Annotated in this window: 26 protein-coding genes; 14 read left to right on the forward strand and 12 right to left on the reverse strand. The window is 73.2% G+C overall.

The window, feature by feature from the left end; all coding sequences use genetic code 11:
* Positions 1 to 232 precede the first annotated feature (232 nt).
* Both ACN265_RS15765 and ACN265_RS15770 read left to right on the forward strand, forming a co-directional pair.
* Positions 233 to 1,102, forward strand: a complete 870-nt coding sequence (locus tag ACN265_RS15765; RefSeq protein WP_204924493.1) for a PAC2 family protein — start codon at positions 233 to 235, stop codon at positions 1,100 to 1,102.
* Positions 1,103 to 1,217: 115 nt separating this feature from the next.
* Positions 1,218 to 2,009, forward strand: a complete 792-nt coding sequence (locus ACN265_RS15770) for a GntR family transcriptional regulator (RefSeq protein ID WP_204924494.1) — start codon at positions 1,218 to 1,220, stop codon at positions 2,007 to 2,009.
* Between the two features lie 155 nt (positions 2,010 to 2,164).
* Here the strand turns inward: ACN265_RS15770 and ACN265_RS15775 are convergent, their stop codons facing one another.
* Positions 2,165 to 2,878: a LysE family transporter gene (locus ACN265_RS15775; RefSeq protein ID WP_421408386.1), complete on the reverse strand. Its 714-nt coding sequence runs from the start codon at positions 2,876 to 2,878 to the stop codon at positions 2,165 to 2,167.
* Positions 2,879 to 2,946: 68 nt separating this feature from the next.
* Here ACN265_RS15775 and ACN265_RS15780 point away from each other — a divergent pair, with 68 nt between their 5' ends.
* Positions 2,947 to 3,381, forward strand: a complete 435-nt coding sequence (locus ACN265_RS15780) for an Lrp/AsnC family transcriptional regulator (RefSeq protein ID WP_420117782.1) — start codon at positions 2,947 to 2,949, stop codon at positions 3,379 to 3,381.
* A 137-nt stretch (positions 3,382 to 3,518) separates the two neighbouring features.
* On the opposite strand, the gene mshC is transcribed toward ACN265_RS15780, so the two are convergent.
* The 6 genes from mshC to ACN265_RS15810 all read right to left on the reverse strand — a co-directional run bounded on the left by mshC (position 3,519) and on the right by ACN265_RS15810 (position 9,000).
* Positions 3,519 to 4,757 (reverse strand): cysteine--1-D-myo-inosityl 2-amino-2-deoxy-alpha-D-glucopyranoside ligase, encoded by a 1,239-nt coding sequence (mshC, locus tag ACN265_RS15785; RefSeq protein WP_421408387.1) that lies wholly within the window; start codon positions 4,755 to 4,757, stop codon positions 3,519 to 3,521.
* 67 nt (positions 4,758 to 4,824) lie between these two features.
* Positions 4,825 to 5,640, reverse strand: coding sequence for an SCO1664 family protein (locus ACN265_RS15790; RefSeq protein ID WP_421408388.1), 816 nt, complete (start codon positions 5,638 to 5,640; stop codon positions 4,825 to 4,827).
* A complete protein-coding gene (locus tag ACN265_RS15795) occupies positions 5,637 to 6,215 on the reverse strand; it encodes a DUF3090 domain-containing protein (RefSeq protein ID WP_357926740.1) in 579 nt (192 codons plus the stop codon). Before ACN265_RS15795 ends, ACN265_RS15790 begins: the two co-directional genes overlap by 4 nt.
* Before the next feature lie 114 nt (positions 6,216 to 6,329).
* Positions 6,330 to 7,034, reverse strand: coding sequence for a histidine phosphatase family protein (locus ACN265_RS15800; protein WP_421408389.1), 705 nt, complete (start codon positions 7,032 to 7,034; stop codon positions 6,330 to 6,332).
* 80 nt (positions 7,035 to 7,114) lie between these two features.
* A complete protein-coding gene (locus ACN265_RS15805; protein ID WP_204924501.1) occupies positions 7,115 to 7,951 on the reverse strand; it encodes an undecaprenyl-diphosphate phosphatase in 837 nt (278 codons plus the stop codon).
* Positions 7,948 to 9,000 (reverse strand): LLM class F420-dependent oxidoreductase, encoded by a 1,053-nt coding sequence (locus ACN265_RS15810; protein ID WP_421408390.1) that lies wholly within the window; start codon positions 8,998 to 9,000, stop codon positions 7,948 to 7,950. Before ACN265_RS15810 ends, ACN265_RS15805 begins: the two co-directional genes overlap by 4 nt.
* Positions 9,001 to 9,277: 277 nt before the next feature.
* On the opposite strand from ACN265_RS15810, the gene ACN265_RS15815 reads away from it, so the two are divergent.
* From ACN265_RS15815 to ACN265_RS15840, 6 genes are all read left to right on the forward strand, one after another.
* Entirely contained in the window at positions 9,278 to 10,249 is a 972-nt protein-coding gene (locus tag ACN265_RS15815; protein ID WP_088646211.1) for an aldo/keto reductase, read from the forward strand.
* Positions 10,250 to 10,583: 334 nt separating this feature from the next.
* Entirely contained in the window at positions 10,584 to 10,706 is a 123-nt protein-coding gene (locus ACN265_RS15820; RefSeq protein ID WP_255470009.1) for a hypothetical protein, read from the forward strand.
* Between the two features lie 70 nt (positions 10,707 to 10,776).
* Complete coding sequence (locus tag ACN265_RS15825) at positions 10,777 to 11,880, forward strand: ThiF family adenylyltransferase (protein WP_421408391.1); 1,104 nt, start codon at positions 10,777 to 10,779, stop codon at positions 11,878 to 11,880.
* Positions 11,877 to 13,091, forward strand: coding sequence for a PqqD family protein (locus ACN265_RS15830; RefSeq protein WP_421408392.1), 1,215 nt, complete (start codon positions 11,877 to 11,879; stop codon positions 13,089 to 13,091). The genes ACN265_RS15825 and ACN265_RS15830 overlap by 4 nt, the downstream gene beginning before the upstream one ends.
* Positions 13,088 to 13,657: a DUF3105 domain-containing protein gene (locus ACN265_RS15835; protein ID WP_363654304.1), complete on the forward strand. Its 570-nt coding sequence runs from the start codon at positions 13,088 to 13,090 to the stop codon at positions 13,655 to 13,657. The genes ACN265_RS15830 and ACN265_RS15835 overlap by 4 nt, the downstream gene beginning before the upstream one ends.
* Positions 13,658 to 13,731: 74 nt before the next feature.
* On the forward strand, positions 13,732 to 13,923 hold the full coding sequence (locus ACN265_RS15840) for a DUF5703 family protein (RefSeq protein WP_088646215.1): 192 nt from the start codon (positions 13,732 to 13,734) through the stop codon (positions 13,921 to 13,923).
* Positions 13,924 to 14,037: 114 nt separating this feature from the next.
* On the opposite strand, the gene ACN265_RS15845 is transcribed toward ACN265_RS15840, so the two are convergent.
* Together ACN265_RS15845 and ACN265_RS15850 are read right to left on the reverse strand one after the other, a co-directional pair.
* Complete coding sequence (locus ACN265_RS15845) at positions 14,038 to 14,700, reverse strand: hypothetical protein (RefSeq protein ID WP_204924506.1); 663 nt, start codon at positions 14,698 to 14,700, stop codon at positions 14,038 to 14,040.
* 46 nt (positions 14,701 to 14,746) lie between these two features.
* On the reverse strand, positions 14,747 to 16,075 hold the full coding sequence (locus ACN265_RS15850) for a M20/M25/M40 family metallo-hydrolase (protein ID WP_421408393.1): 1,329 nt from the start codon (positions 16,073 to 16,075) through the stop codon (positions 14,747 to 14,749).
* Between the two features lie 236 nt (positions 16,076 to 16,311).
* On the opposite strand from ACN265_RS15850, the gene ACN265_RS15855 reads away from it, so the two are divergent.
* The 3 genes from ACN265_RS15855 (at position 16,312) to ACN265_RS15865 (ending at position 18,272) form a co-directional block, all read left to right on the forward strand.
* Positions 16,312 to 16,932: a hemerythrin domain-containing protein gene (locus ACN265_RS15855; RefSeq protein WP_357926755.1), complete on the forward strand. Its 621-nt coding sequence runs from the start codon at positions 16,312 to 16,314 to the stop codon at positions 16,930 to 16,932.
* 85 nt (positions 16,933 to 17,017) lie between these two features.
* Positions 17,018 to 18,016, forward strand: coding sequence for a LysR family transcriptional regulator (locus ACN265_RS15860; RefSeq protein ID WP_204924509.1), 999 nt, complete (start codon positions 17,018 to 17,020; stop codon positions 18,014 to 18,016).
* A gap of 19 nt (positions 18,017 to 18,035) precedes the next feature.
* A complete protein-coding gene (locus tag ACN265_RS15865) occupies positions 18,036 to 18,272 on the forward strand; it encodes a hypothetical protein (RefSeq protein ID WP_363654313.1) in 237 nt (78 codons plus the stop codon).
* Between the two features lie 107 nt (positions 18,273 to 18,379).
* Here ACN265_RS15865 and ACN265_RS15870 read toward each other — a convergent pair whose 3' ends face one another.
* The 3 genes from ACN265_RS15870 to ACN265_RS15880 are packed head-to-tail and all read right to left on the reverse strand — an operon-like array spanning position 18,380 to position 21,460.
* On the reverse strand, positions 18,380 to 18,730 hold the full coding sequence (locus ACN265_RS15870) for a DUF3140 domain-containing protein (protein WP_421408394.1): 351 nt from the start codon (positions 18,728 to 18,730) through the stop codon (positions 18,380 to 18,382).
* The gene (locus ACN265_RS15875) at positions 18,730 to 18,894 is read right to left on the reverse strand and encodes a hypothetical protein (protein WP_204924510.1); all 165 of its coding nucleotides are present in this window, start codon (positions 18,892 to 18,894) and stop codon (positions 18,730 to 18,732) included. The genes ACN265_RS15870 and ACN265_RS15875 overlap by 1 nt, the downstream gene beginning before the upstream one ends.
* A gap of 13 nt (positions 18,895 to 18,907) precedes the next feature.
* Positions 18,908 to 21,460: an ATP-dependent Clp protease ATP-binding subunit gene (locus ACN265_RS15880; protein WP_421408395.1), complete on the reverse strand. Its 2,553-nt coding sequence runs from the start codon at positions 21,458 to 21,460 to the stop codon at positions 18,908 to 18,910.
* A gap of 121 nt (positions 21,461 to 21,581) precedes the next feature.
* Between ACN265_RS15880 and ACN265_RS15885 the strand changes: the two genes are divergently transcribed.
* Together ACN265_RS15885 and ACN265_RS15890 are read left to right on the forward strand one after the other, a co-directional pair.
* Positions 21,582 to 21,959: a hypothetical protein gene (locus tag ACN265_RS15885; RefSeq protein WP_204924512.1), complete on the forward strand. Its 378-nt coding sequence runs from the start codon at positions 21,582 to 21,584 to the stop codon at positions 21,957 to 21,959.
* Positions 21,960 to 22,171: 212 nt separating this feature from the next.
* Positions 22,172 to 22,432, forward strand: a complete 261-nt coding sequence (locus tag ACN265_RS15890) for a hypothetical protein (RefSeq protein ID WP_088646224.1) — start codon at positions 22,172 to 22,174, stop codon at positions 22,430 to 22,432.
* Position 22,433: the final 1 nt, after the last annotated feature.

The raw sequence follows: 22,433 nt of genomic DNA on the forward strand, positions 1-22,433 counted from the left end.
TGACTGTCGACGCCCGGGGTCGTCCCACTATGTGTCCGCCCGCTCCGCGTCCCGGTTCGTACCGGTTCGGCGGTGGGGTGGGGCGGCGTGCCGGCGCGGCCGACGGGCCACGCGCCGCGCCGGGACGTAGGCTTGCGGACGTGAAGGACATCAGGGACGCCACCGTGCACGGCGGGCGGGTGACCGGGCCGACCCCCGGCACCGTCGGCGACGAGCGGGGCGAGGTGACGGCGTGACCGAGTTCGACGGGCTGCCGGTGCTGCGGTCCCCGGTGGCGATCGCCGCCTTCGAGGGCTGGAACGACGCCGCGGACGCCTCCACCGCCGCCGTGGAACACCTGGAACAGGTCTGGCAGGCCCGCCAGATCACCGAGATCGACCCGGAGGAGTTCTACGACTTCCAGGTCAGCCGCCCGACGATCACGATGTCCGACGGCGAGACCCGCCGGGTGGAGTGGCCCACCACGAAGTTCGTGGTGGCCAGCCCCGAGGGCACCGACCGTGACGTGGTGCTGATCCGGGGCATCGAGCCGAGCATGCGCTGGCGCACGTTCTGCGAGCAGGTGCTGGAGATCTGCCACAGCCTGGAGGTCGAACGGGTGGTGCTGCTCGGCGCGTTGCTGGCCGACGTGCCGTACACCAGGCCGTTGCCGATCAGCGGCAGCGCTTCCGACGCCCAGGCCGCCCAGCGTTACCAGCTCACCCCCACCCGCTACGACGGGCCCACCGGCATCGTCGGGGTGCTCCAGGACGCCTGCACCCGGGCCGAGGTCGACGCGGTGTCGTTCTGGGTGCACGTGCCGCACTACGCCAACAACCCGCCCTGCCCCAAGGCCACCCTGGCGCTGCTGCACCGGGTCGAGGAGGTGCTCGACCTGCCGGTGCCGATGGCCGACCTGGCCGAGGAGGCCGCCGAGTGGGAGCAGCGGGTACGCGGCGCCGCCGAACAGGACGCCGAGCTGGGCGAGTACGTGCGGGAGCTGGAGGAACGCGTCGGCGACGCGGGCATCACCCCGTTGACCGGTGACGAGATCGCCCAGGAGTTCGAGAAGTACCTGCGCCGCCGGGGCGGTTCCGCCGGCCCCACCGCCGGTTCCTGGTAGTCGTCCCCGCAGGGCCCCGGGCGTCGCGGCGTCCGGGGCCTTTCGGCGTGTCCGGGGTGGCGCCGTCACCCCGTCTGGGGCATCCTAGGAACCTAGCTGTCAGGAGGAGGCGGGCGTGCAGATCAACCCGGGAGCCGCCGAGTTCCCGCACCGGCAGATCGCCGCGCAGCTCAAGGCCCAGGTGCGCCGGGGCGACTGGGGTCCGGGCGAACGGCTGCCGTCCATCCCGGCGATCGCCGAAATGTTCGGGGTGGCGAAGCAGACCGTGCAACGCGCCGTCGACCAGCTGCGGGTCGAGGGCATCCTGATCACCAAACCCGGCTCCGGTACGTACGTGCGGGGCACCCGGCGGCGGCTCAACCGGCTCTCCCGGGGCCGGTACGGCGGTTTCCGCGGCTACCACGCCGACCTCGCCGCCCGGTACCGCCAGCAGCTCGTCTCGGTCGGTCGGGCACCCGCCCCGCCCGAGGTGGCCGACGCGTTCGGGGTCGCCGACGGCACCGAACTGCTCTGCCGCCGGCACCTGGTACGCACCGACGACTCCCCGGTAGAGGTGGGCGCGTCCTGGTTCCTGCCGAAGGACACCGCCGGCACCTCCCTGGAGCGGGCCGAGGCGTTCGGCAGGCCGCTCTACCAGGAGGCCGAGGAGGCGACCGGCCGGCGGTACACCACCGCAGCCGACACCATCAGCGCCCGCCAGCCCAGCCGGGAGGAGGCCGAAACGCTCCAGATCCGCCCCGACACGCCCGTGCTGCACCTGCTGCACGTCGCCTACGACGCCCACCGCAAGCCGATCGAGGTCGCCCAGGCCACCTGGCCCGGCCCGATGACCACATTGACCGAGGAGTACCAGGTCCCCGCCCCCGCGCCGGACCCCGACCCCGATCCCGGCCTGGTCCTCGGCTGACCCCGGTCGGGCACCGCCCGCCGTCCCGGTCAGGCCCCCGTCCCGGTCCGGCCTCCGCACAAGGGCTGGGCCGCACCGGGGCTGTGGGCCGCACCGTACAACGGCGGCGGCATGGCCGGTAGGACGGCACCGGGCGCAAGGGGGTCGGCTGTGCCTCAGGTGAGCGCGGTGACCACGATGACGGTCGCTCCGAGCGCGACGACGATCAGGGAGGCGACCACCCCGAGCAGGTCGGCGACCCGTACGGGGACGGTGGCACCGAGGGCCGCGCCGATCGTGGCGAGCCCGGTCTGCCAGAGCAGGGAGGCCAGCCCGGCGGCGGCGACGAACACCCCGGGCCCCGTCCAGCTGCCCGGCACGGCGTTCACCGTCCCGGCCAGGGCGAAGAAGTACACCAGGGTCAACGGGTTGACCGCGGTGAGGAGCACGAAGCGGACGTAGACCGGTCCGGCGGCGGTCCGGGCCGGACGTTCCCCGCCGACGCCGTCCCGCTCGGCTCCACCGCCACCGTCCCGCCGGGCTCCGCCGGTGCCGTCCCGCTCGGCTGCGGCCCCGGCCGGGCGTGCCGGGGCGCGGCGCAGGGTGACCAGTTGGTGGCAGCCCAGCCCGACGATCACCAGCCCGGACAGGTAGCGGGGGGCGTCCCCCCACGAGGCGATCACCGGCGCGAGCGCCGCCCCGGTCAGCAGCGCGCCGAGGCAGTAGAGGGTGTCGACGGTGGCGACGCCGAAGGCTGCGGCCAGGCCGCTGCGGTGACCGCCCAGCATCCCCTCCCTGACGATCAGCACCCCGATCGCCCCCAGGGGCATCGCCACCCCCAGCCCGGCGGCGAACCCGGCGACCGCCAGGAACACGATTCCATCAGCCATCCGCCGAGTCTGGGTCACCCCGCCGGGTGCGACCGACAGATGAGTGGTGCCGGCGTACGATCGTCGGTGTGGACCGACTGGACGAGCAGATTCTCGGCATTCTGCAGGAGAATGCGAGGTGTTCGTTCAGCGAGATCGGTCGACGGGTCGGCCTGAGCACGAACGCCACCGCCGCCCGGGTCCGCCGGCTGGAAGCCGACGGCGTCATCCTCGGGTACACCGTCGTCACCGGTCACGACGCGCCGCAGCTCCGGGGCGGGTTGGAGGTCTTCATCGACGTACGCCTCGACGCCGGGACCGACTACGAGACGTTCGTCGACGCCATCGCCCCGATCGAGCAGATCGTCGACGCGGTACACATGACAGGGCCGTACGACTACCTGCTGCGGGCCCGGCTGCGCGACACCGCCGCCCTGGACGCGTTGCTGCGTCGGCTCAAGAAGAGCTGCGGCGTGGTGCAGACCCAGACCCGGGTCGCCCTCCGCCAACCCACCCCCCGCTGACCCCCACCAGCCGCCCCGACACGCCCCCTGCGTCGATCATGGAGTTGCGGGGTTCCGAAAACGTCGCACATGGGGGCTCAACCCCCACCACAACTCCATGATCGACGGGCCGGGCGGGGGCGCGGGTGGGGTGGGGGTTAGAGGTGGATGCCGAGGAGGGCGTCTACGGTGGTGGCGAAAAAGGCGGGGGCCTGCGGGTCGTCGCCGGTGCCGGCCAGGGCCGCCGCGGCCCAGTCGTCGGCCAGGGCGAGGGCGCCCGGGGTGTCCAGGTCGTCGCCGAGGCGCTCGCGTACCCCGGCCAGGAAGGCCGCGCCGGACGGCCCGGACGGCGCGGCGGCGGCCCGCCGCCAGCGGTCCAGCCGCTGCTGCGCGGCGGTCAGCACGTCCTCGGTCCAGGCCCGGTCGTCCCGGTAGTGGCCGGACATCAGGCCGAGCCGGACCGCCATCGGGTCCACCCGGTCGGCGCGTAGCCGGGAGACGAAGACGAGGTTGCCCTTGGACTTCGACATCTTCTCACCGTCCAGGCCGATCATGCCGGCGTGCACGTAGTGGTCGGCGAAGGGGGCCGTGCCGGTGAGCCGCTCGGCGTGCGCGGCGGAGCACTCGTGGTGCGGGAAGATCAGGTCGTTGCCGCCGCCCTGCACGTCGAGCCGGTCACCGAGCAGGTTCAGCGCGATCACGGTGCACTCGATGTGCCAGCCGGGCCGGCCGGGGCCCAGCTCGCCGCCCGGCCAGGACGGCTCGCCGTCGCGGGCACCGCGCCACAGCAGCGGGTCGAGCGGGTCGCGCTTGCCGGCCCGCTGCGGGTCGCCACCGCGCTCGGGGAAGATCTCCAGCATCTGTTCCCGGGTCAGGTTCGACTCGTAGCCGAACGCCGGGGCGGCGGCGATGTCGAAGTAGACGTCGCCGGTGCCGTCGTCGAGCCGGTAGGCGGCACCGTCCTTGAGCAGTTCCTGCACCCGGTCGGCGATGTCCGGGATCGACTCCACCGCGCCGACGTAGTGCGCCGGGGGAATGATCCGCAGCGCCTCCATGTCCTCGCGGAACAGCGCCGTCTCCCGCATCGCCAGGACCTTCCAGTCCTCGCCGTCGCGCTCGGCGCGTTCCAGCAGCGGGTCGTCGATGTCGGTGACGTTCTGCACGTACCGGACGGTCAGGCCGGCGTCGCGCCACATCCGCTGCAGCAGATCAAAGGTGATCATGGTGGCGGCGTGGCCCAGGTGGGTGGCGTCGTACGGGGTGATGCCGCAGACGTACATGGTGGCGGGGCCGGTGGGGCGGCTCGGGTGGACACCGCGTCGCGCCGAGTCGTACAAGCTCAGCGGCCCGCCGTCACCCGGCAGCCGTGGCACCTCGTGTCCCGCCCAAGACTCCATGACCGCCAGCCTAACGAGCCGCCCGGCCGCCGGGAGGAACCGCCCGGGTGATCAACACGACAACGGCTCAGATCGGCGGCCACGGCATCGCCGGCCACTCCTGCGGCGGCAGCGGGTACCGGCCGGTGTCGCGCAGCCGCCGTACCCGGGCGGCCACCTCGGCGACCTCGCCGAGGGTCAGGTGCTCGGCCAGCTCCTCCCCCAGCTCGCCGCCAAGTTGCCGGTCGAGGGCGTCGAGCACCTGCACCGCGTCCGGTGGGAGCTGCCGGCCGGCCCACCCCCACAGCACGGTCCGTAGCTTCTCCTCGACGTGGAAGCAGACCCCGTGGTCCACCCCGTAGATCCGGTCGTCCGCGCCGGCCAGCACGTGCCCGCCCTTGCGGTCGGCGTTGTTGATGACCGCGTCCAGCACGGCCAGCCGGGCCAGCCGGGGGTCGTCGGCGTGGGCCAGGGCGTACGCCGCGCCGTCGTCGTCGCGGGCCGCGGCCACCGGGAACCAGCGCGGCGGCACCGACTCGGCCGGCACGAACCCGACCAGCGGCTCGGCGTCGTCCGGCTCGTCGATCCAGAGCTGGCACGACCCGGGCCCGAGCGGCCCGTCGCGCAGCACCGTCGGCGGGACCAGATCCCAGCCGGTGGCCCGCGAGACCAGGTAGGCCGAGACCTCCCGGCCGGCGAGGGTGCCGTCGGGAAAGTCCCAGAGCGGACGCTCGCCGCGCACCGGCTTGTAGACGCACCGGGCGGTACGGCCGTCGAGGGTCAGCGTGGCCCGCAGGGTGGTGTTGGAGGCGTCGACAAGCCGACCCTCCAGCTCCAGTTCACCCTCGCACAGCAGCCGGAGCGCGGCGCTGGCATCCTGGCGCTGCACCTCCGACGACGTCACCGGTGGTAGCCGTTGTGCCGGGGGCAGAGGTGCCCGGCCGGGTCGAGCGGCTGGCCGCACAGCGGGCAGGGCGGGCGGCCGGCGTTGACCACCCGGCGGGCCCGTTCGATGAACTCGCGGGTCGCCTCGGGGGTCAGCCGCACCCGGAGCCGGTCGAGGTCCTCGTCCGGTTCGTCATCGTCGTCGTCCTCGTCGACCTCGTCGTCACCCAGCTCGACCTCGGCCTCCGCCTCACCGGCGGCGATCGCCTCGATCACCACCGTGGCGGAGTCCACGTCGAAGGCCAGCCCGAGGGTGCCGACCCGGAACTCCTCGTCGACCGGATTGTCCAGCGGGTCGTTGTCGCCGACGGACACCGGCGACTCCGGCAGCTCGACGCCGAAGCGGCGCTGCGCCTCGGAGAGCAGTTCCTCCAGCTTCTCGGCGAGCAGGGACACCTGCACCTTCTCCAGCGCGACGCTGACCAGCCGGCCGCCACCGCGGGCCTGGAGGAAGAACGTGCGCTCCCCGGGCGGCCCGACGGTCCCGGCGACGAACCGCTCGGGCGGCTCGAAGGCGTGCACCTGGTGGGTCATACCCACGACCCTATCCGGAGCGTGGAACGGTCGCGCAAGGCACCGACGCCGAATCAGCCGAGGGCGAAACGGCGCGGCCCGCGCCCGGTGGCCGGCGTCCCCCGGCGGGCCGGCTCAGCCGGTGGCGCCCGCACCCCCGCCGACGGCCGCGTCGGAGTCGGCCGGCCCGGTCGCCCGACGCCGCCGCCTGGCCGGTGGCGGCACCAGGGAGGCCAGGTCACCGCCGGTGTCGTTGAGCCGGACCAGGAACGGCCGCAGCGGGGTGTAGCGGATCGCGGTGACCGAGGCCGGGTCGGCGACGATGCGTTGGAACAGGTCTAGGTGCACCCCGAGGGCGTCGGCGACGATGGCCTTGATCACATCGCCGTGGCTGCACGCCAGCCAGACCGCCTCCGGTCCGTGCTCGGCGGTGATCCGGGCGTCCCAGGCGCGTACCGCGGCGATGGCGCGGGCCGACATCTGCGCCATCGACTCCCCGTCGGGGAAGACCGCGGCGCTGGGGTGCTGCTGCACCACCGGCCAGAGCTTCTCCTTGGCCAGCTTCTTCAGCGGCTGCCCCTCCCAGGCGCCGTAGCCGCACTCGATCAGCCCGTCCTCGACCATCGGGGTGGCCTGCGGAAGCGCCAGCTGAAGGGTCTGCCGGCAGCGGATCAGCGGGCTGGTCACCACCGCCGCCAGCGGCAGGCCGCGCAGCCGCTGGCCGACCGCCTCCGCCTGGGCCCGCCCGGTGTCGTCCAGCTCGACCGGCTGGCGGCCGGCCAGCCCGCCCTCGGCGTTCGCGGTCGTCCGGCCGTGTCGCAGAAGCAGAAGGGTCGCCACGCCACCACCCTAGGGGCAGCCGGACCGCAGCCGGCCCCCGACACCTGAGGTGGTGTCGGGGGCCGGCGGCCGACGTACGGTCAGGTGGCGCTGATCGTGCCGGTGAGCAGCAACGCCAGCACCAGGGTGCCGAGCGCCACCCGGTAGAGCACGAAGACGTACAGGGTGTGGTGTGCCACGTAGCGCAGCAGCCAGGCGATGGCCGCGTAGCCGATGCCGAACGCGATGATCGTGGCGACCACCATCTGCGCCACCGAGGGCACCGAGGTACCCGGGGCGGCCGGCTCGAAGACGTCCCCGACGCTGAAGATGCCGGACATCACCACCGCCGGGATGGCCAGCAGGAACGAGTACCGGGCGGCGGCCTCCCGGGTCAGGTTGAGCAGCAGGCCGGCGGTGAGCGTGCCGCCGGAACGCGACACCCCGGGGATCAGCGCCATCGCCTGGGCGAAGCCCATCACGATGCCGTCGCGCATCCGGAAGTTCACCAGGGTGCGGGTCTGCCGCCCCCAGTACTCGGCGAAGGCCAGCACGAAGGCGAACACGATGAGCGTGGTGGAGACCACCCACAGGTTGCGGCCGGCGGTGCGGATCTGGTCCTTGAACAGGAAACCGAACAGCCCGATCGGGATCGAGCCGACGATCACGTACCAGCCCATCCGGTAGTCGAGGCTGGAGCGCACCGAGCGGTCCCGCAACCCCACCAGCCAGGTCCGGGTGATCCGCCAGATGTCCTTGGCGAAGTAGATGAGCACGGCCGCCTCGGTGCCCAGCTGGGTGACCGCGGTGAACGACGCGCCCGCGTCCCGGTCGAAGAAGATCGCCGAGGTGATCCGCAGATGCCCCGACGAACTCACCGGAAGGAACTCGGTGAGCCCCTGGACGATGCCCAGGACGATGGCCTCGACCCAGGTCACTCGCCGACTCCCGAGAGGTCGAAGGCCTCGGCGACGGTGCGCAGGGTCTGCACGCCGCTGTCCCGGTCGGCCACGAACAGGGTGACCGACAGGGTGGTCACCCCGGCGGCCGCGTACTCCCGCATCCGCTCGGCGATGCGTTCCTTGGGGCCGAGCAGCGAGGTGCGGTCGATGAACTCCATCGGCACCGCCGCCGCGGCGTCGCGCTGCCGCTTGGCCAGGTAGAGGTCCTGCACCTCGCGGGCGGCGTCGGCGTAGCCCATCCGGGTGGCGAGCTGGTTGTAGAAGTTCTGCTGCCGGCTGCCCATACCGCCGACGTAGAGGGCGGCGTACCAACGGACCAGTTCGGCGCAGGTGGCGACGTCGTCACCGACCACCACCGGCACCGAGGGCACCACGTCGAACCCGGCCAGTTCCTTGCCGGCCCTCGCCCGGCCGGCGCTGACGGAGGCGAGCTGCTCGTCGGCGAACTCGGGGGCGTAGAACACGGCCAGCCAACCGTCGGCGATCTCGCCGGCCAGCTCCAGGTTCTTCGGGCCGACGGCGGCCAGGTAGATCGGGATGTGCTCGCGCGGCGGGTGGAAGCCCAGCCGCAGCGCCTTGCCGGGGCCGTCGGGCAGCGGCAGGGTGTAGTGCTCGCCGGCGTAGGCGACCTCCTTGCGGGCCACCGCCAGCTTGACGATGTCGACGTACTCGCGGGTGCGGGCGAGCGGCTTGGCGAACCGGACGCCGTGCCAGCCCTCGGAGACCTGCGGGCCGGAGACCCCCAGGCCGAGCCGGAACCGGCCGCCGGAGAGCGCGTCGATGGTGGCCGCCGTCATCGCGGTCATCGCCGGGGTGCGGGCGGGGATCTGCATCACCGCGCTGCCCACGTCGATCCGTTCGGTCTGCCCGGCCATCCAGGCGAGCATGCTCGGGGAGTCCGAGCCGTACGCCTCCGCCGCCCACACCACCGAGTAGCCGAGGCGGTCCGCCTCCTGGGCAAGCGCCAGGTGGTCCGCCGGCGTACTCCACGCCGTCTGATATCCGAGGCTGAGCCCGAGTCGCACTGATCCTCCCCATCCCGCACCACAGGTCGCATCAGGTTACGCAATGGCCCGGGGCCGGCCGCCCACCGGCTCGCCACCGGACGCCGACCGTCCGGACGCCGGGCGGGGTGGGTGGTCGGGCCGCGCCGGGACGGGTGGACAGCCAGCGACCGGACCGGCGCATCCGGTGCACAACGCGGCGGCGCGGGCGGCGGTGACGGTCGGATCGGCGACGCGACAGGCAGAGATGCCGGGAGCGAGGATATCGGTTGCGCCGCGTTCGAAATAAGGTTCACCCATGCAACAGCGACCGCTCGGCCGAAGCGGGCTGGCGGTTTCCCGGCTCGCGCTCGGCACCATGACCTGGGGCCGGGACACCGACGCCGACGACGCGGCGGCCCAGCTGAAGAGTTTCCTGGACGCGGGCGGCAACCTGGTCGACACCGCCGACGTGTTCGCCGACGGCGACGCCGAGTCGGTGCTCGGGTCGCTGCTGGGCACCCTGGTCCCCCGCGAGGACGTGCTGATCGCCACGAAGGCGGGGCTGCGGCCGGGCAGCGGCCGGCGGCGGGACGGCTCGCGCGGGCACCTGCTGCGTACGTTGGACGCCTCGCTGCGCCGGCTCGGCACCGACCACGTCGACCTGTGGCAGGTGCACGGCTACGACCCGGACACCCCGCTGGAGGAGACGCTGGCCGCGCTGGACCACGCGGTCGCCTCGGGCCGGGTCCGCTACGTCGGGGTGTCGAACTTCTCGGGTTGGCAGACCGCCCGCGCCGCCGCCTGGCAGGCCGCCTGGCCGGGGCGGGCCCCGGTGGTCGCCGCCCAGGTGGAGTACTCGTTGCTGGAGCGGGGGGTGGAGCGGGAGGTGCTGCCGGCCTGCGCCGCGTTGGGCCTGGGCGTGCTGCCCTGGTCGCCGCTGGGGCGGGGGGTGCTGACCGGCAAGTACCGCAACGGCCGCCCGGCGGACTCGCGGGCCGCCTCGGCCCACTTCGAGGCGTTCGTCGCCACCTACCTGGAGCCGCGCTGCTCCAGCATCGTCGAGGCGGTGAGCATCGCGGCCGGCGGGTTGGGCGTGTCGCCGCTGGAGGTGGCGCTGGCCTGGATCAGGGACCGGCCGGGGGTGACCGCGCCGGTGCTGGGCGCCCGCACGGTGGGGCAGCTGCTCGGCGCGTTGCAGGTGGAACGGATGACCCTGCCGGAGGAGATCACCACGGCGCTGGACGACGTGTCCGCCGTGCCGGTCGGCTACCCGGAGCGCGAGGGCTGATCCCGCCGCCGGCGCACAAGGTGGCGGACCGGACCAAAAGCACACCGGTACGTGTCAATTCCACCGATCGTCCTTTACCAACTGCCACTCCCCCATAATTGGTTCAGGCCGCTTGCGTTGTTCCGTCCGAATAGGCGGCTTAGAACCCCCTGGTGTTGTTGGCCCGGGTTTCGGCGTCCGCTTTTCGGCGGGCCTGTCCGGAAAGAGATCCGGCCCGGCGAAAACCGTCTGATCCGGCCGCCGTAAACATTGTGGCGGACCAATGACGGTGCTCTAATGATTGCGGCGTGAGCGACCCCCGCCGCGCCGTTTCTCCCATTTCGTTGGAGGACCCGTGGACCGTAAGACCGACGTCAAGCGCAAGCCCGCCAAGGTCGTCGTGCGCAAGCTCGAGCGGCTCGAGACCACCGTCGCCATCATCAGCGAGCCGGGCTGCCGCAACGACGTCTGCGGCTGACCCACCCCGTTTCGGCCGGGGCGCGGCGTGCCGCGCCCCGGCCGGCCATCTTCCAGGAGGTCTTCGCCCGATGCAGCGGCCCCGGATCAAGGGCATCCACAAGCCGGTACGGCTCCACCCGACCCTGATCAACATCGGTGGTCGGCAGCTGGGGATCGGCGCGGAGATCGACGACGAGGACGGCAGCCTCTGGGAGCTGCTGCGCCTGATGGACGGCACCCGGACCCGGGCGGAGATCGTCGCCGCGCTGCTCGACGTACGCCCGGAGATGGCCGCCGAGGACGCCACCGACGCGATGCAGACGATCATCGACGCCGGGTACGTGGAGGATGCCGCCGCGCCGCCCCCGCCCGAGCTGAGCCCAGCGGAGATCGACCGCTACGACCGGGCGTTCACCTACCACGCCTGGGTGGATCTCACCCCGCGCACCTCCCGCTACGAGGTGCAGGCCCGGCTCAAGGCGGGCCGGGTGGTGGTGCTGGGGCTCGGCGGCTCCGGTTCGGCGGTGGCCGCCTCGCTGGTGGCCGCCGGGGTGGGCACGGTGCACTGCGTCGACTTCGACGTGGTCGAGGCGGGCAACCTGACCCGGCAACTGCTCTACACCGAGGACGACATCGGCGCCGCCAAGGTGGACACCGCGGTGGCCCGGCTGCGCCGGATGAACCCCCACGTCACGGTCACCGGCGAGGAGGCCCGGGTCGACTCGACGCAGGACGTGGCGGCGTTGATGCGCGACCGCGACCTGCTGGTGCTCTGCGCCGACCAGCCCCGGCACGCCATCCGGGAGTGGACCAACCGGGCCGCCCTGGCCACCGGCACCCCCTGGATGCTCGCCCAGTACGCGGGCCCGATGGCGGTGATCGGTCTCTTCGTACCCGGTCAGACCTGCTGCGAGGCGTGCCTGCCGAGCGTCACCGACCGGCTGCGTGAGGAGCACGGCACCGAGCCGGAGGAGTTGTTCGAATTCACCGGGCACGCGGTGATCGCCCCCACCGCCAACCTCACCGGGCACCTGGCCGCCCTCGACGTCGTCTACCACCTCGCCGGCATCCCGACGACCACCCGGGGCCGGATGTTCCACCTGAGCCTGACCGACCTGACCTACCACTACGTGGTCAACCCCCGGCCCGGCGTCAAGTGCGACACCTGCGGCTGGTTCCAGGAGGAACGGTGACCGTGCTCGGGTTGGACAGCCGCCCCGCGGTGACGCACCTGGTGGTCCGCCAGGAGGAGGACGACGAGTACGTCGTCGGCGACCTGGCCAGCGGGAACTTCGTGGTGGTGCCCGAGGTGGGGGCGCGGCTGGTCGCGTTGTTCGCCGCCGGCCGGACCGTCGCCGAGGCCGCCGACGAGGTGGAACGCGAGACCGGTGAGCCGGTCGACGCGCTGGACTTCGTCGAGGTGCTCGTCGAGGCGGGCATCATCCGGCCGCAGAACGACGGTGGGCCGCCGCCGACGCAGGCCCGCCCCTGGTCGGTGTCGCGCATCCCGGCCCGGCTGGTCCGGCCGCTGTTCGGCCGGGTGGCCTGGACGGTGTACGTCGGCGCGCTGGTCGCCACGCTGGCGATGTTCGTCGCCGAACCGTCCCTGCTGCCGACCTACGAGGACACCTTCATCTTTCCCGACGTGGTGCTCAGCCTGCTGATCACCAATGTCACGGTGGCCCTGCTGACGGTGGTGCACGAGGCGTGGCACGCGTTCGCCGGGGCGGCCGTCGGCGTCCGGTCGCAACTGCGGTTGGAACGTCGGGGGATCTTCCCGGTGCTGGAGACCGACCTGACCGGGCTCTGGGCGTTGCCGCCGGAACGCCGCTACGGCCCCTTCCTCGCCGGCATGGCCATCGACGGGATCCTGCTGTTCGCCGCCGTCGCCCCACGGTTCGCCTGGTCGCGGGGCTGGCTGGAACTGCCGCCGGGAATGGTGCGGTTCCTCGCCATGGTGGTGTTCAGTCAGGCCGTCAAGCTGGCCTTCCAGACGCTCGCCTATCTGCGCACCGACATGTACCTGGTGATGGCCACCGCGACCGGTTGCCGCAACCTGCACGAGGTGACCCGGCTCAGCCTCAAGAAATGGGTTCGCCGGCTGACCCCGGCCGAAAGCACCGTGCTGCGTGACGCGCACGCCCGGGATCTGCGGGTGTCCCGCTGGTACCGGTTGTTGTATGTCGCCGGGGTCATCTGGATGGTCTGGTTCGCCATCCATTTTCTGCTACCGGGGGCGAAAGTGACCCTGGGGTGGGCCGCCGGAGTGCTGACCGGCGCACCGTTCGGCAGTGCCTACTGGTGGGAGGGAATTGCGCTGGCGGCTTTCGCCTCGCTCAACATCCTGCTGCCGCTAGGGGTGATCGTGCGTAATCGTTACCGCGCCGGAAGGTTGGCCACGTGAACCGCAGATGGCTCGGCCCGGTGGTCAGCGTGGTGGTCACCGTGCTCAGTGTGGCGACCATGTCCAGCCTCGGGGTGGGGGTGTTGGTCAACCTGTTCGGCGGGGACGCCGCGCTGCCCTGCGACCGGCTGCCGGGCACGGCGCAACCGTTCGAGGGCGACCGGCACATCGCGTACGAGGGGGCGCCGCACGAGCCGTACCGGACACTCCCGCCGACGTCGGGGCCGCACTCGCCCCGGGTGGTCGTGCCGGGCATCTACCGCGACGCGGTGCCGGAGGAACTCCAGGTGCACGCGTTGGAACACGGCCACGTGCTGGTGCAGTACGCCCCGGACGTCCCGCCGGGCGACGTCGAGAAGCTGGAGCGGCTCGGTCGCCGGCATCCCCGTGACGTGGTGGTGGCCCCCTACCCGGCGCTGGGTCACGGCATCGGGTTGACCGGCTGGCAGCGGCTGGACCGCCTGGACACCCTCGACGAGCGGGCGGTCGAGGAGTTCGTCGAGCGGATCGCCGGCCGCTACGACCACTCCTGGCAGCACGGGGCGACCGACTGCGTGCCGGGCTGACCGGCGGTGGCGGGTGGCGCGGCGCACCGGCCAAAGGGTGGCGCGGGGCCGCCGGGCTGGGCAGCATAGGTGCCATGGACTACGAATACGCGCCGCTGCGGTTGCCGCCGAATGTCGACAGGTTGACCGCCGCGGCGCAGCTGGCGATCCAGGCGGAGTTCTCCGGGTGGGAGTTGGCCCGGGTGCAGCTGTTCCGGGACGGCACCCGCAAGGTGGTGTTGCGCCGCCGCCGGGTCAACCAACCCCAACCGGGCCTGTCCTACTGACTGACCCCGTCGGCGGCACCGACCGTCGTCCGGGGGCACCCGGGTGGCCCGGGGCCGCCGGCCGGCCCGCACCGGGCGAGCCCGGTGGTGCCGTCGGGCGACCCCGGCCACCGTCTAGTGCCGGTGCCCGGCGTGGTCGTGGTCGTCCTCGTCGAGGAACGGGTGCTCGTCGAGCCGACCCACCAACCGGTCGTCGGCGGCCGGGGTGAACGGGCCCACCGGGTCGTCGTCGTCGAACGACTCCAGGTCGACCGGGGTGCCGACCTCGCTGACCATCACCACCCCGTCCAGCGGCTCCAGCTCCGGCACGTCCAGGGCGGACAGCGATCCGTCGCCGCTCTGCAACAGCTCCAGCACCGCCTCGCCGACCCCCTCGACCGGCGCCGGCTCGTCGTCCTCGGGGGTGCCCTCGCGGCGGGCCACCTCGGCGACCCGCAGCAGCGCCGAGACGCTCGGCACCCGGTAGTCGCGGCGCTGGCGTACCGAGATGACCTGCGGGTGCGGGTCGGCGGCCTCGGCGTCCCCGGCCGCCCCGCCGAACCGCTCGTCGGCCTCGTCCGGGTCGATGGACTCGACGTCCCAGGGCGTGACCTCGCCGAACGCGTCGAGCAGCTGCTCGTCGTAGGCGAAGGAGGCGTTGTTCAACGCCACGTACGCCTGCCACACGTCGTCGTCGTCGATCCGACCCTGCGCGGCCCGCACGGCCGTCAGGTGGGCACGGGCCGCGTCGATCACGCGTTCCAGGGCGGCGTCCAGCTCACCGTGCTGGTCGGTCATGAGGCTGTCCCTTCGAGACATGGGGGGAGGTGCGGCACCGGTCCGGTCAGCAGGTGCGGAGGAACCGGTCGAGCACCCGCACGCCGAACTGTAGTCCGTCCACCGGTACCCGCTCGTCGATGCCGTGGAACAACGCCGAGAAGTTGAGATCCGCCGGCAGCCGCAGCGGGGCGAAACCGAAGCACCGCATGCCGAGCTGCGCGAACGCCTTGGCGTCGGTGCCGCCGGAGAGCATGTACGGCACCGGGCGGGCACCCGGGTCCTCGGCCCGCAACGCCGCCGACATCGCGTCGACCAGGTCGCCGTCGAAGGTCGTCTCCAGGGCGGGCTGGCGCTGGATGTACTCGATCTCGATGTCCGGGCCTACCAGCTCGCGCAGCTGCCGTTCCAGCAGCTCGGACTGGCCGGGCAGGCTGCGGCAGTCGATGGTGGCGGTGGCTCGGCCGGGAATGACGTTGTCCTTGTAGCCGGCGGCCAGCCGGGTCGGGTTGGCGGTGCTGCGGACGGTCGCGCCGATGATGTTGGCGATCGGGCCAAGCTTGGCGATGGCGGTCTCCGGGTCGTCCGGGTCCAACTCCACGCCGAGCACGTCGGACAGCTCGGTCAGGAACGCCCGGACGGTCGGGGTGACGGTGAGCGGGAACCGGTGCCGCCCGATCCGGGCCACCGCCTCGGCCAGCGCGGTGACCGCGTTGTCGTCGTGGACGAACGAGCCGTGCCCGGGGCGGCCCTTGGCGTGCAGCCGCATCCAGTCCAGCCCCTTCTCGGCCGTCTCGATCAGGTAGAGCCGCTGGGCGTCGCTGATCGAGTAGGAGAAGCCGCCGACCTCGCCGACCGCCTCGGTGCAGCCGTCGAAGAGGTCCCGGTGCTGCTGGACGAGGAAGTGCGCGCCGTAGTCGCTGCCCGCCTCCTCGTCGGCCGTGTAGGCCAGCACGATGTCGCGGGGCGGGCGGACGCCGGTGCGCTGCCAGTGCCGTACCACCGCCAGCACCATCGCGTCGAAGTCCTTCATGTCGATCGCGCCCCGGCCCCACAGGTAGCCGTCGCGGACCTCACCGGAGAACGGGTGCACCGACCACTCGGCGGCGTCGGCGGGCACCACGTCCAGGTGGCCGTGCACGAGCAGGGCGTCGCGGCCGGGGTCGGTACCGGGGATGCGGGCGATCAGGTTGGCCCGGCCCGGCGCGGACTCGTGGATCTCGGCGGCCACGCCGACCTCGGCGAGCTTCTCCGCGACGTACTCGGCGGCCCGGCGCTCGCCCGCGCTGGTGTCGTTGTCGCCGGTGTTGGTGGTGTCGATGCGCAGCAGGTCACGGCAGAGGTCGACGACCTCGGCGGTGGGGTCGGGCGCGGCGGAGGCGGCATCGCTCGTCATCGCCTCTTTCTACCAGTCGCCGGCCCGGCCGCGAACGGCCCGGCCGCCGCGGCGGCGGCCACCCGGGGCCGCCCGGCGGCGGGGTGCCGGCCGAGCGGGCCGTGGGCGGCGGAAACACCGGCGGTGGACGCCGTCCCGGTTTGCCGATCACCGGGTACGGGTACCGGCGCTGGCGTCCCCGTTCCGCCCGTCGCACCGGCCGGCGCCCCGCGCCGGCCCCCGCCGAGGAGGACGTCATGTCCGCCGTTCCCCTGCCGCCGCTGCCGCCCTCCGCCGACGACGCCTACCGTCCGGGTGGGCGCAGCATGGCCGACCTCGCCGACACCGAACACCGGCAGTTGCTCGCCCTGGTCGACGAGGTCACCGACGCCACGGTGGCGCCCGCCCGGCGGCGCGAGGTGCTCCAGGTGCTCACCGCCATGGTGTCGCGGCACCTGTCGGCCGAGGAGCAGTACCTGCTGCCCACGGTCCGCGCGGCCCTGCCCGACGCCACCGCCCGGGTGGAGCGGGAGATCGCGGCGGACGCGACGCTGCTGACCGCACTGAAGGCCCTCGCCGGACCGGACGACCCGACGCTCGCCGACGTCGCCGCCCAGGTGCGTCGGCATGTCACCGCGGTGGCCGAGCTGGTCACCCCGCTACGCGAGGTGGCCTCCGACGCGGAGCTGATCCGGCTGGGCAACCGGTGGGAGATCGCCGAGGAGGCGGCGCCGACCCGGCCGCATCCGGGCACCCCGGCCACCCCGCCGTGGAACCGGATCGTCGAACCGGCCGTCGGCGTGGTGGACAAGCTGCGCGACGCGGTGACCGGCCGGCGCACCCAGTTGGCCGACCTGAACCGCCGTCCGCGACAGTGATCGACCGACCCCGATCCGTCAGGTTCACCGGCCCGGTTCGGTCCGGGGCCTTCCGTCTATCGACGTGTGGCCATACCGTCACCATATGAATCTGGAGCTGCGTCACCTCCGGGTGGTCTGCGCTATCGCCGAGACGGGCAGCGTGACGAAGGCCGCGTCCACCCTCGGCCTGGCCCAGCCGGCCCTGACCGCCCAGCTTCAGCGCATCGAGCGGGCGCTGGGCGGTCCGCTGTTCGAACGCGACAGGCGGGGTGCCCGGCCGACCGCGCTGGGTGAGTTGGTGCTGTCCCGGGCCCGGGTGCTGCTGCCGGCGATGAAGGGCCTGCAGGACGAGGCGGCCCGGCTGGCGGGGGCCGACGACGCCCTCGGCCGGTACCGGTTCGGCGGGGTGAACAGCCCGATCCTGGGCCGGCTGGTGCACCGGCTCGCCGCCGAGCAGCCGCACGCGCAGATCACCACGTACGCGTCGTGGTCGGCCGACGAGCTGGCCGCGCTGGTCGCCGGTGGCCGGCTGGACTTCGCGCTGACCGGCGTCTGCGGCGACGCCACCCCGCCGGCGGAGTTCGGGCTGGCCTGGCGGGAGGTGGCGGTCGATCCGGTGCTGGTGCTGCTGCCGTCCGCCCACCCGTTGGCCGACCGCGACGAGGTCGGCCTGGCCGACCTGCGCCACGAGCAGTGGGTGGCCGCGCCGGGTGACGGCTGCTTCGGCGACTGCTTCGCCGCCGCCTGCGCCCGCGCCGGGTTCACCCCCCGCAAGGTGTACGAGACCGACGTGCGCGGCTGCATGGACCTGGTCGACGCCGGCGAGGCGGTGGCGTTGTGCCAGGCCACCTTCCGCCCCGTCGCCGGCCTGGTGACCCGGCGGCTGGCCGGCACCCCGTTGCGCTGGCGGCTGCTGCTGGGCTGGCACCCGGAATCCCCGGCGGCCCGGGTCGCCGAGGCGGTGCTGGACGACGCGGTCGCCGCGTACTCCGACTCGCTGGCCGCGCACCCGGACTACCTGGCCTGGTTGCTGCGGCATCCCGAGTTCGGGGCCCGGGACACCGGCACGGCCCGCCCGGCCCCACGGGTGCGAACGGCGTGACGGCGGGTATCAGCCCTGCATGACCGATCTCTATCCGGCCGCCGACCAGCGGGAGCTGCTGCGTCGGGCGGCCAGCGCGCACACCGCCGCCGCCCGTGACGTCGAGACGTTCCTGCGCCGGCTGCCCGAGGTTCCCGACCCGGCCGACATCACCGAGTACGCGACGCTGCTCACCCGGGAGGAGCAGACCCGCACCGAGCGGCAGGACGCCGCCGACGCCGCCGGGCTGCGGCTGCCCAGCCTGGAGTCCGAGTAGCCGCACCGACGCGCCGGGCACCCGGGACGGCGTCCCGGGTGCCCGGCGCGGTGTCGGCCCGGGTCCGGTGCCGGCGGGTCCGGTGCCGGTCCGGTCCGGTCGGCGGGTCAGCGTTCGACGAGGACGTCGTGGCCCAGGTCGAGCAGGGCGTGCCGCCACTCGTCGTCGGCGTTGCCGTCGCCGGGCTTCTCGTCCACCAGCGACCGGATCCGGTCGATCGCCGCCCGCATCACCGCGACGTCGGCCGGGGTGAGGTCGACCTTGCGCTTACGCAGCACCGCCAGGATCTGCCGGCCGGGCTCGGGCAGGTCGAGGTCCGGGCCCGGGCCGAACGCCTCCTCGCCCGACCCCCGGGTCAGCAGCCACTGCCGCAGCTGTTCGGAGGGGACGTTCACCTCGGCGTGGAAGTCCTCCCAGATCAGCTCGACCTCGGGGTCGAGTCGCTGTTCGCGTGCCATCACGCCTCCTCTTCCGGTGGCCCGGGTGGTGCCGGGTCACCGTCGTCGGTCCACTGCCCCGGGCCCTCCGGCGGCACCTGCACCCGGGCCGGGTTCGCCGTCGGGGGCGCGAGGATGGGTGCGGTCCGCTCGGCGTACTCCTCGGTCTCCTCGGGTTCGGTCATCTCCGCCCTCCGGTCATCGGGGATGCGAGGTGGTGGCGGGCGCGTAGTCGCGGTCGCCTGCGGACACGTCGAAGGTGAGCTGTCCGTCCCGCGCGTCGACGGTGACCTTCTGCCCCGGGGAGAGCTGGTTCTCCAGCAGCATCCGGGACAGCCGGTTGTCCACCTCCCGCTGGATCACCCGGCGCAGCGGCCGGGCCCCGAACTCCGGCTGGTAGCCGTGCTCGGCCAGCCAGTCGGTGCCGGCCCGGGTGACGTCGACCTGGATGTCCTGGGCGTGCAGCCGGCGGCGGGTCTCCTCCAGCAGCAGCCCGGTGATCTGGCGCAGCTGCTCGGCCTCCAGCCGCTGGAAGATGATCGTCTCGTCGATCCGGTTGAGGAACTCCGGGCGGAAGTTCTCCTGGAGCCGGCGCATCAGCCGCTCCCGCAGCTCGTCGGCCTCCTGCTGGTCGCCCTGCGCGCCGACGCCGAACCCGACCGTCCGCTGGGCCCCGGTGATCAGCTCCGAGCCCAGGTTGCTCGTCATGATCAGCACGGTGTTCTTGAAGTTGACCGTGCGGCCCTGGCTGTCGGTGAGCCGGCCGTCGTCGAGGACCTGCAGCAGGATGTTGAACACGTCCGGGTGGGCCTTCTCGATCTCGTCGAGCAGCACCACCGCGTACGGGCGGCGGCGGACCGCCTCGGTGAGCTGGCCGGCCTCCTCGTAGCCGACGTAGCCGGGTGGCGCGCCGACCAGCCGGGCCACCGTGTGCCGTTCCTGGAACTCGCTCATGTCCACCCGGACCATCCGGTCGGCCTCGCCGAACAGCGCCTCGGCCAGGGCGCGGGCCAGTTCGGTCTTGCCGACGCCGGTCGGGCCGAGGAACAGGAAGCTGCCCATCGGCCGGTTCGGGTCGGCCAGCCCGGTGCGGGAGCGGCGGACCGCCTCGGCGATGGCGTTGACCGCGTCGTCCTGGCCGATCACCTTCTGGTGCAGGTGGCCCTCCAGGCGCAGCAGCCGGTCCCGTTCCTCCTCGGTGAGCTGACTGATCGGGATGCCGGTGGACCGGGAGACCACCTCGGCGATCTCCGTGGTGCCGACCGAGGGCACCTGGGTGTCGCCGCCGTCGCCCCGGGCCCGGCCGATCTGCGCCTCCAGCTCGGCGAGCCGGTCGCGCAGCGCGGACGCCTTCTCGTACTGCTCGTCGGCGACCGCCTGTTCCTTGTCCCGACGGACGTCCTCCAGTTGCTGTTCCAGTTCCCGCACGTCGGAGGCGGGGGTGCGGGTACGCAGCCGGACCCGCGCGCCGGCCTGGTCGATGAGGTCGATCGCCTTGTCCGGCAGGAACCGGTCGGTGACGTACCGGTCGGACAGTTCGGCCGCGGCGACCAGCGCCTCGTCGGTGAACCGGACCTGGTGGTGGGCCTCGTAGCGGTCCCGCAGGCCGCGCAGGATGGCCACGGTGTCCTCGACGTCGGGCTCGGGCACCAGCACCGGCTGGAACCGGCGGGCCAGGGCGGCGTCCTTCTCGATGCTGCGCCGGTACTCGTCCAGCGTGGTCGCCCCGATCACCCGCAGCTCACCGCGCGCCAGCGCCGGCTTGAGCATGTTGGACGCGTCCATGCCGCCCTCGCTGCCGGCGCCGCCCGCGCCGACCAGGGTGTGGATCTCGTCCAGGAAGATGATCAGCTCGTCCCGGTGGGCCCGGATCTCGTCGATCACCTTCTTGAGCCGCTCCTCGAAGTCGCCCCGGTAGCGGGTACCGGCGACCAGGCCGGCCAGGTCGAGTTGGACGACCCGCTTGCCGAGCAGCGTCTGCGGCACGTCACCGTCGCAGATCCGCTCGGCCAGGCCCTCCACGATGGCGGTCTTGCCGACGCCGGCCTCGCCGATGAGCACCGGGTTGTTCTTGGTCCGCCGGGACAGGATCTCGACCGCCTGTTCGATCTCGTCGGCGCGACCGATCACCGGGTCGATCTGGTCGTTGCGGGCCAGGTCGGTGAGGTCCTGGCCGTACTGGTCGAGGGTGGGCGTGCCCCGGTCCGGTTTCGGGCCGGCCGTCGCCCCGCGTTCGGCGCCCGCCGCCTGCAACGACTCGGGCTGGATCCGGCCGGCGGCGAGCATCCGACCGGCGGGCGACTCGGGGTTGAGCGGCAACGCCATCAGGATGTGCTCGGGGCCGATGTAGTTCGCCCCCATCGCCCGGGAGAGCTGGTGGGCGTCGAGCAACGCCCGTTTCGCCGCCGGGGTGAGGGAGAGGTTCGGTGGCACCTCGCCGCGCGGGGCGCCGTCGGCGCGGCCACCGAGCGCGTTGACCAGGGTGTCCGGGTCGGCGCCGGCACGGCGTACCAGGTCGCGCAGCGGCTCGCGCTGCAACGCCGCCCAGAGCAGGTGGTCGGTGTCCAGGTCGGTGCTGTGTTTCTGGGCGGCCCGCCGGGCGGCGTCGGCCAGCATCTCCCGGGCGTCGGCGGTCATCAGCCGGGTGATGTCGACCCGATGGGCCGGCCGGCGTCCGCCCTCACCCCGACCGAAGTACCGGGCCAGGAACTCGTCCCACGGGTCGGAGCCGAAGTCACCGGGTCCCATCATGTCTGTCCTCCGCTCCTCGGGCGCGGCCGGGCCGCCGAGGGCGACACGCAGGCGCGACACGATCGCCGGTGGCTACCCGACGGTCGCCCCGACAAACGCCGACAGGTGGCAGGGTGGAGGCATGGACACCCATCCGCTGCTGATCGTCGACGGTGCGAACGTGGTCGGCTCCCGGCCGGACGGCTGGTGGCACGACCGGGCCGGTGCGGCGGCCCGGCTGCGCGACCGGCTGGTCCCGGTGGCCGACACCGGCGTACCCCCGGAGCTGCCGGCGCCCGTCGAGGTGGTGCTGGTGGTGGAGGGCGCGGCCCGCGACGTGCCGGGCGTGGCCGGGGTACGCACCGTCGCGGCCCCCGGTTCGGGCGACGACACCATCGTCGACCTGGTCCGCGAGTCGGCGGACCGGCGGCGGCTGGTGGTCACCGCCGACCGGGAGCTGCGCGGCCGGGTGGGCGAGCTGGGCGCCGAGGTGTACGGCCCACGCTGGTTGCCCTCCTGACCCCCGTCCACGGCGCGGGTGGGTGGCGCGCAACCCCGCCCCGGCGGTCCCGTCGACGGGATCAGATGTCCCGCTACCGTGACCGGGTCGGCGGCTTCCCGCACGTCAGGGCGGTAACGGGACAGCGCGGCGGCAACACCGCCAGGGCGGATGTTCTCTCCCCGTCGGGTATACGTTGTAATGGAGATCTCCCCGCCCCCAGGAGGTCACCCGTGGCGAGCGTCGCCGAGCTGAAGGCCGCGATCGACATCGCCCTCCAACAGATCGGTGACGGGCAGAGCGCCGTCCAGGCCGCCGGGGAGAAGCTCGCCGAGGCGCAGCAGACCCTCGCCGGGGCGCTGGAGGGCAGCGGGCACGAGACCGTCGAGGCCGCCCAGGCCTCTCTCACCCAGGCCGGCCAGGAGCTGGAGGAATGTCTCGCCGCGACGCTCGTCGCGGTGGAACAGGCGCAGCTCTACGTGTCGTCGCTGTAGC

Source organism: Micromonospora sp. WMMD730 (assembly GCF_049178955.1).
GTDB lineage: Bacteria > Actinomycetota > Actinomycetes > Mycobacteriales > Micromonosporaceae > Micromonospora > Micromonospora wenchangensis.

Coding starts and splice junctions, on each gene's coding strand:
- ACN265_RS15775 (WP_421408386.1), bottom strand. CDS start 2,878: ATGGCTGATGGAATCGTGTTCCTGGCGGTCGCCGGGTTCGCCGCCGGG.
- ACN265_RS15855 (WP_357926755.1), top strand. CDS start 16,312: ATGTCCGCCGTTCCCCTGCCGCCGCTGCCGCCCTCCGCCGACGACGCC.
- ACN265_RS15840 (WP_088646215.1), top strand. CDS start 13,732: ATGGACTACGAATACGCGCCGCTGCGGTTGCCGCCGAATGTCGACAGG.
- ACN265_RS15865 (WP_363654313.1), top strand. CDS start 18,036: ATGACCGATCTCTATCCGGCCGCCGACCAGCGGGAGCTGCTGCGTCGG.
- ACN265_RS15850 (WP_421408393.1), bottom strand. CDS start 16,075: ATGACGAGCGATGCCGCCTCCGCCGCGCCCGACCCCACCGCCGAGGTC.
- ACN265_RS15815 (WP_088646211.1), top strand. CDS start 9,278: ATGCAACAGCGACCGCTCGGCCGAAGCGGGCTGGCGGTTTCCCGGCTC.
- ACN265_RS15870 (WP_421408394.1), bottom strand. CDS start 18,730: ATGGCACGCGAACAGCGACTCGACCCCGAGGTCGAGCTGATCTGGGAG.
- ACN265_RS15845 (WP_204924506.1), bottom strand. CDS start 14,700: ATGACCGACCAGCACGGTGAGCTGGACGCCGCCCTGGAACGCGTGATC.
- mshC (WP_421408387.1), bottom strand. CDS start 4,757: ATGGAGTCTTGGGCGGGACACGAGGTGCCACGGCTGCCGGGTGACGGC.
- ACN265_RS15880 (WP_421408395.1), bottom strand. CDS start 21,460: ATGATGGGACCCGGTGACTTCGGCTCCGACCCGTGGGACGAGTTCCTG.
- ACN265_RS15860 (WP_204924509.1), top strand. CDS start 17,018: ATGAATCTGGAGCTGCGTCACCTCCGGGTGGTCTGCGCTATCGCCGAG.
- ACN265_RS15875 (WP_204924510.1), bottom strand. CDS start 18,894: ATGACCGAACCCGAGGAGACCGAGGAGTACGCCGAGCGGACCGCACCC.
- ACN265_RS15825 (WP_421408391.1), top strand. CDS start 10,777: ATGCAGCGGCCCCGGATCAAGGGCATCCACAAGCCGGTACGGCTCCAC.
- ACN265_RS15885 (WP_204924512.1), top strand. CDS start 21,582: ATGGACACCCATCCGCTGCTGATCGTCGACGGTGCGAACGTGGTCGGC.
- ACN265_RS15795 (WP_357926740.1), bottom strand. CDS start 6,215: ATGACCCACCAGGTGCACGCCTTCGAGCCGCCCGAGCGGTTCGTCGCC.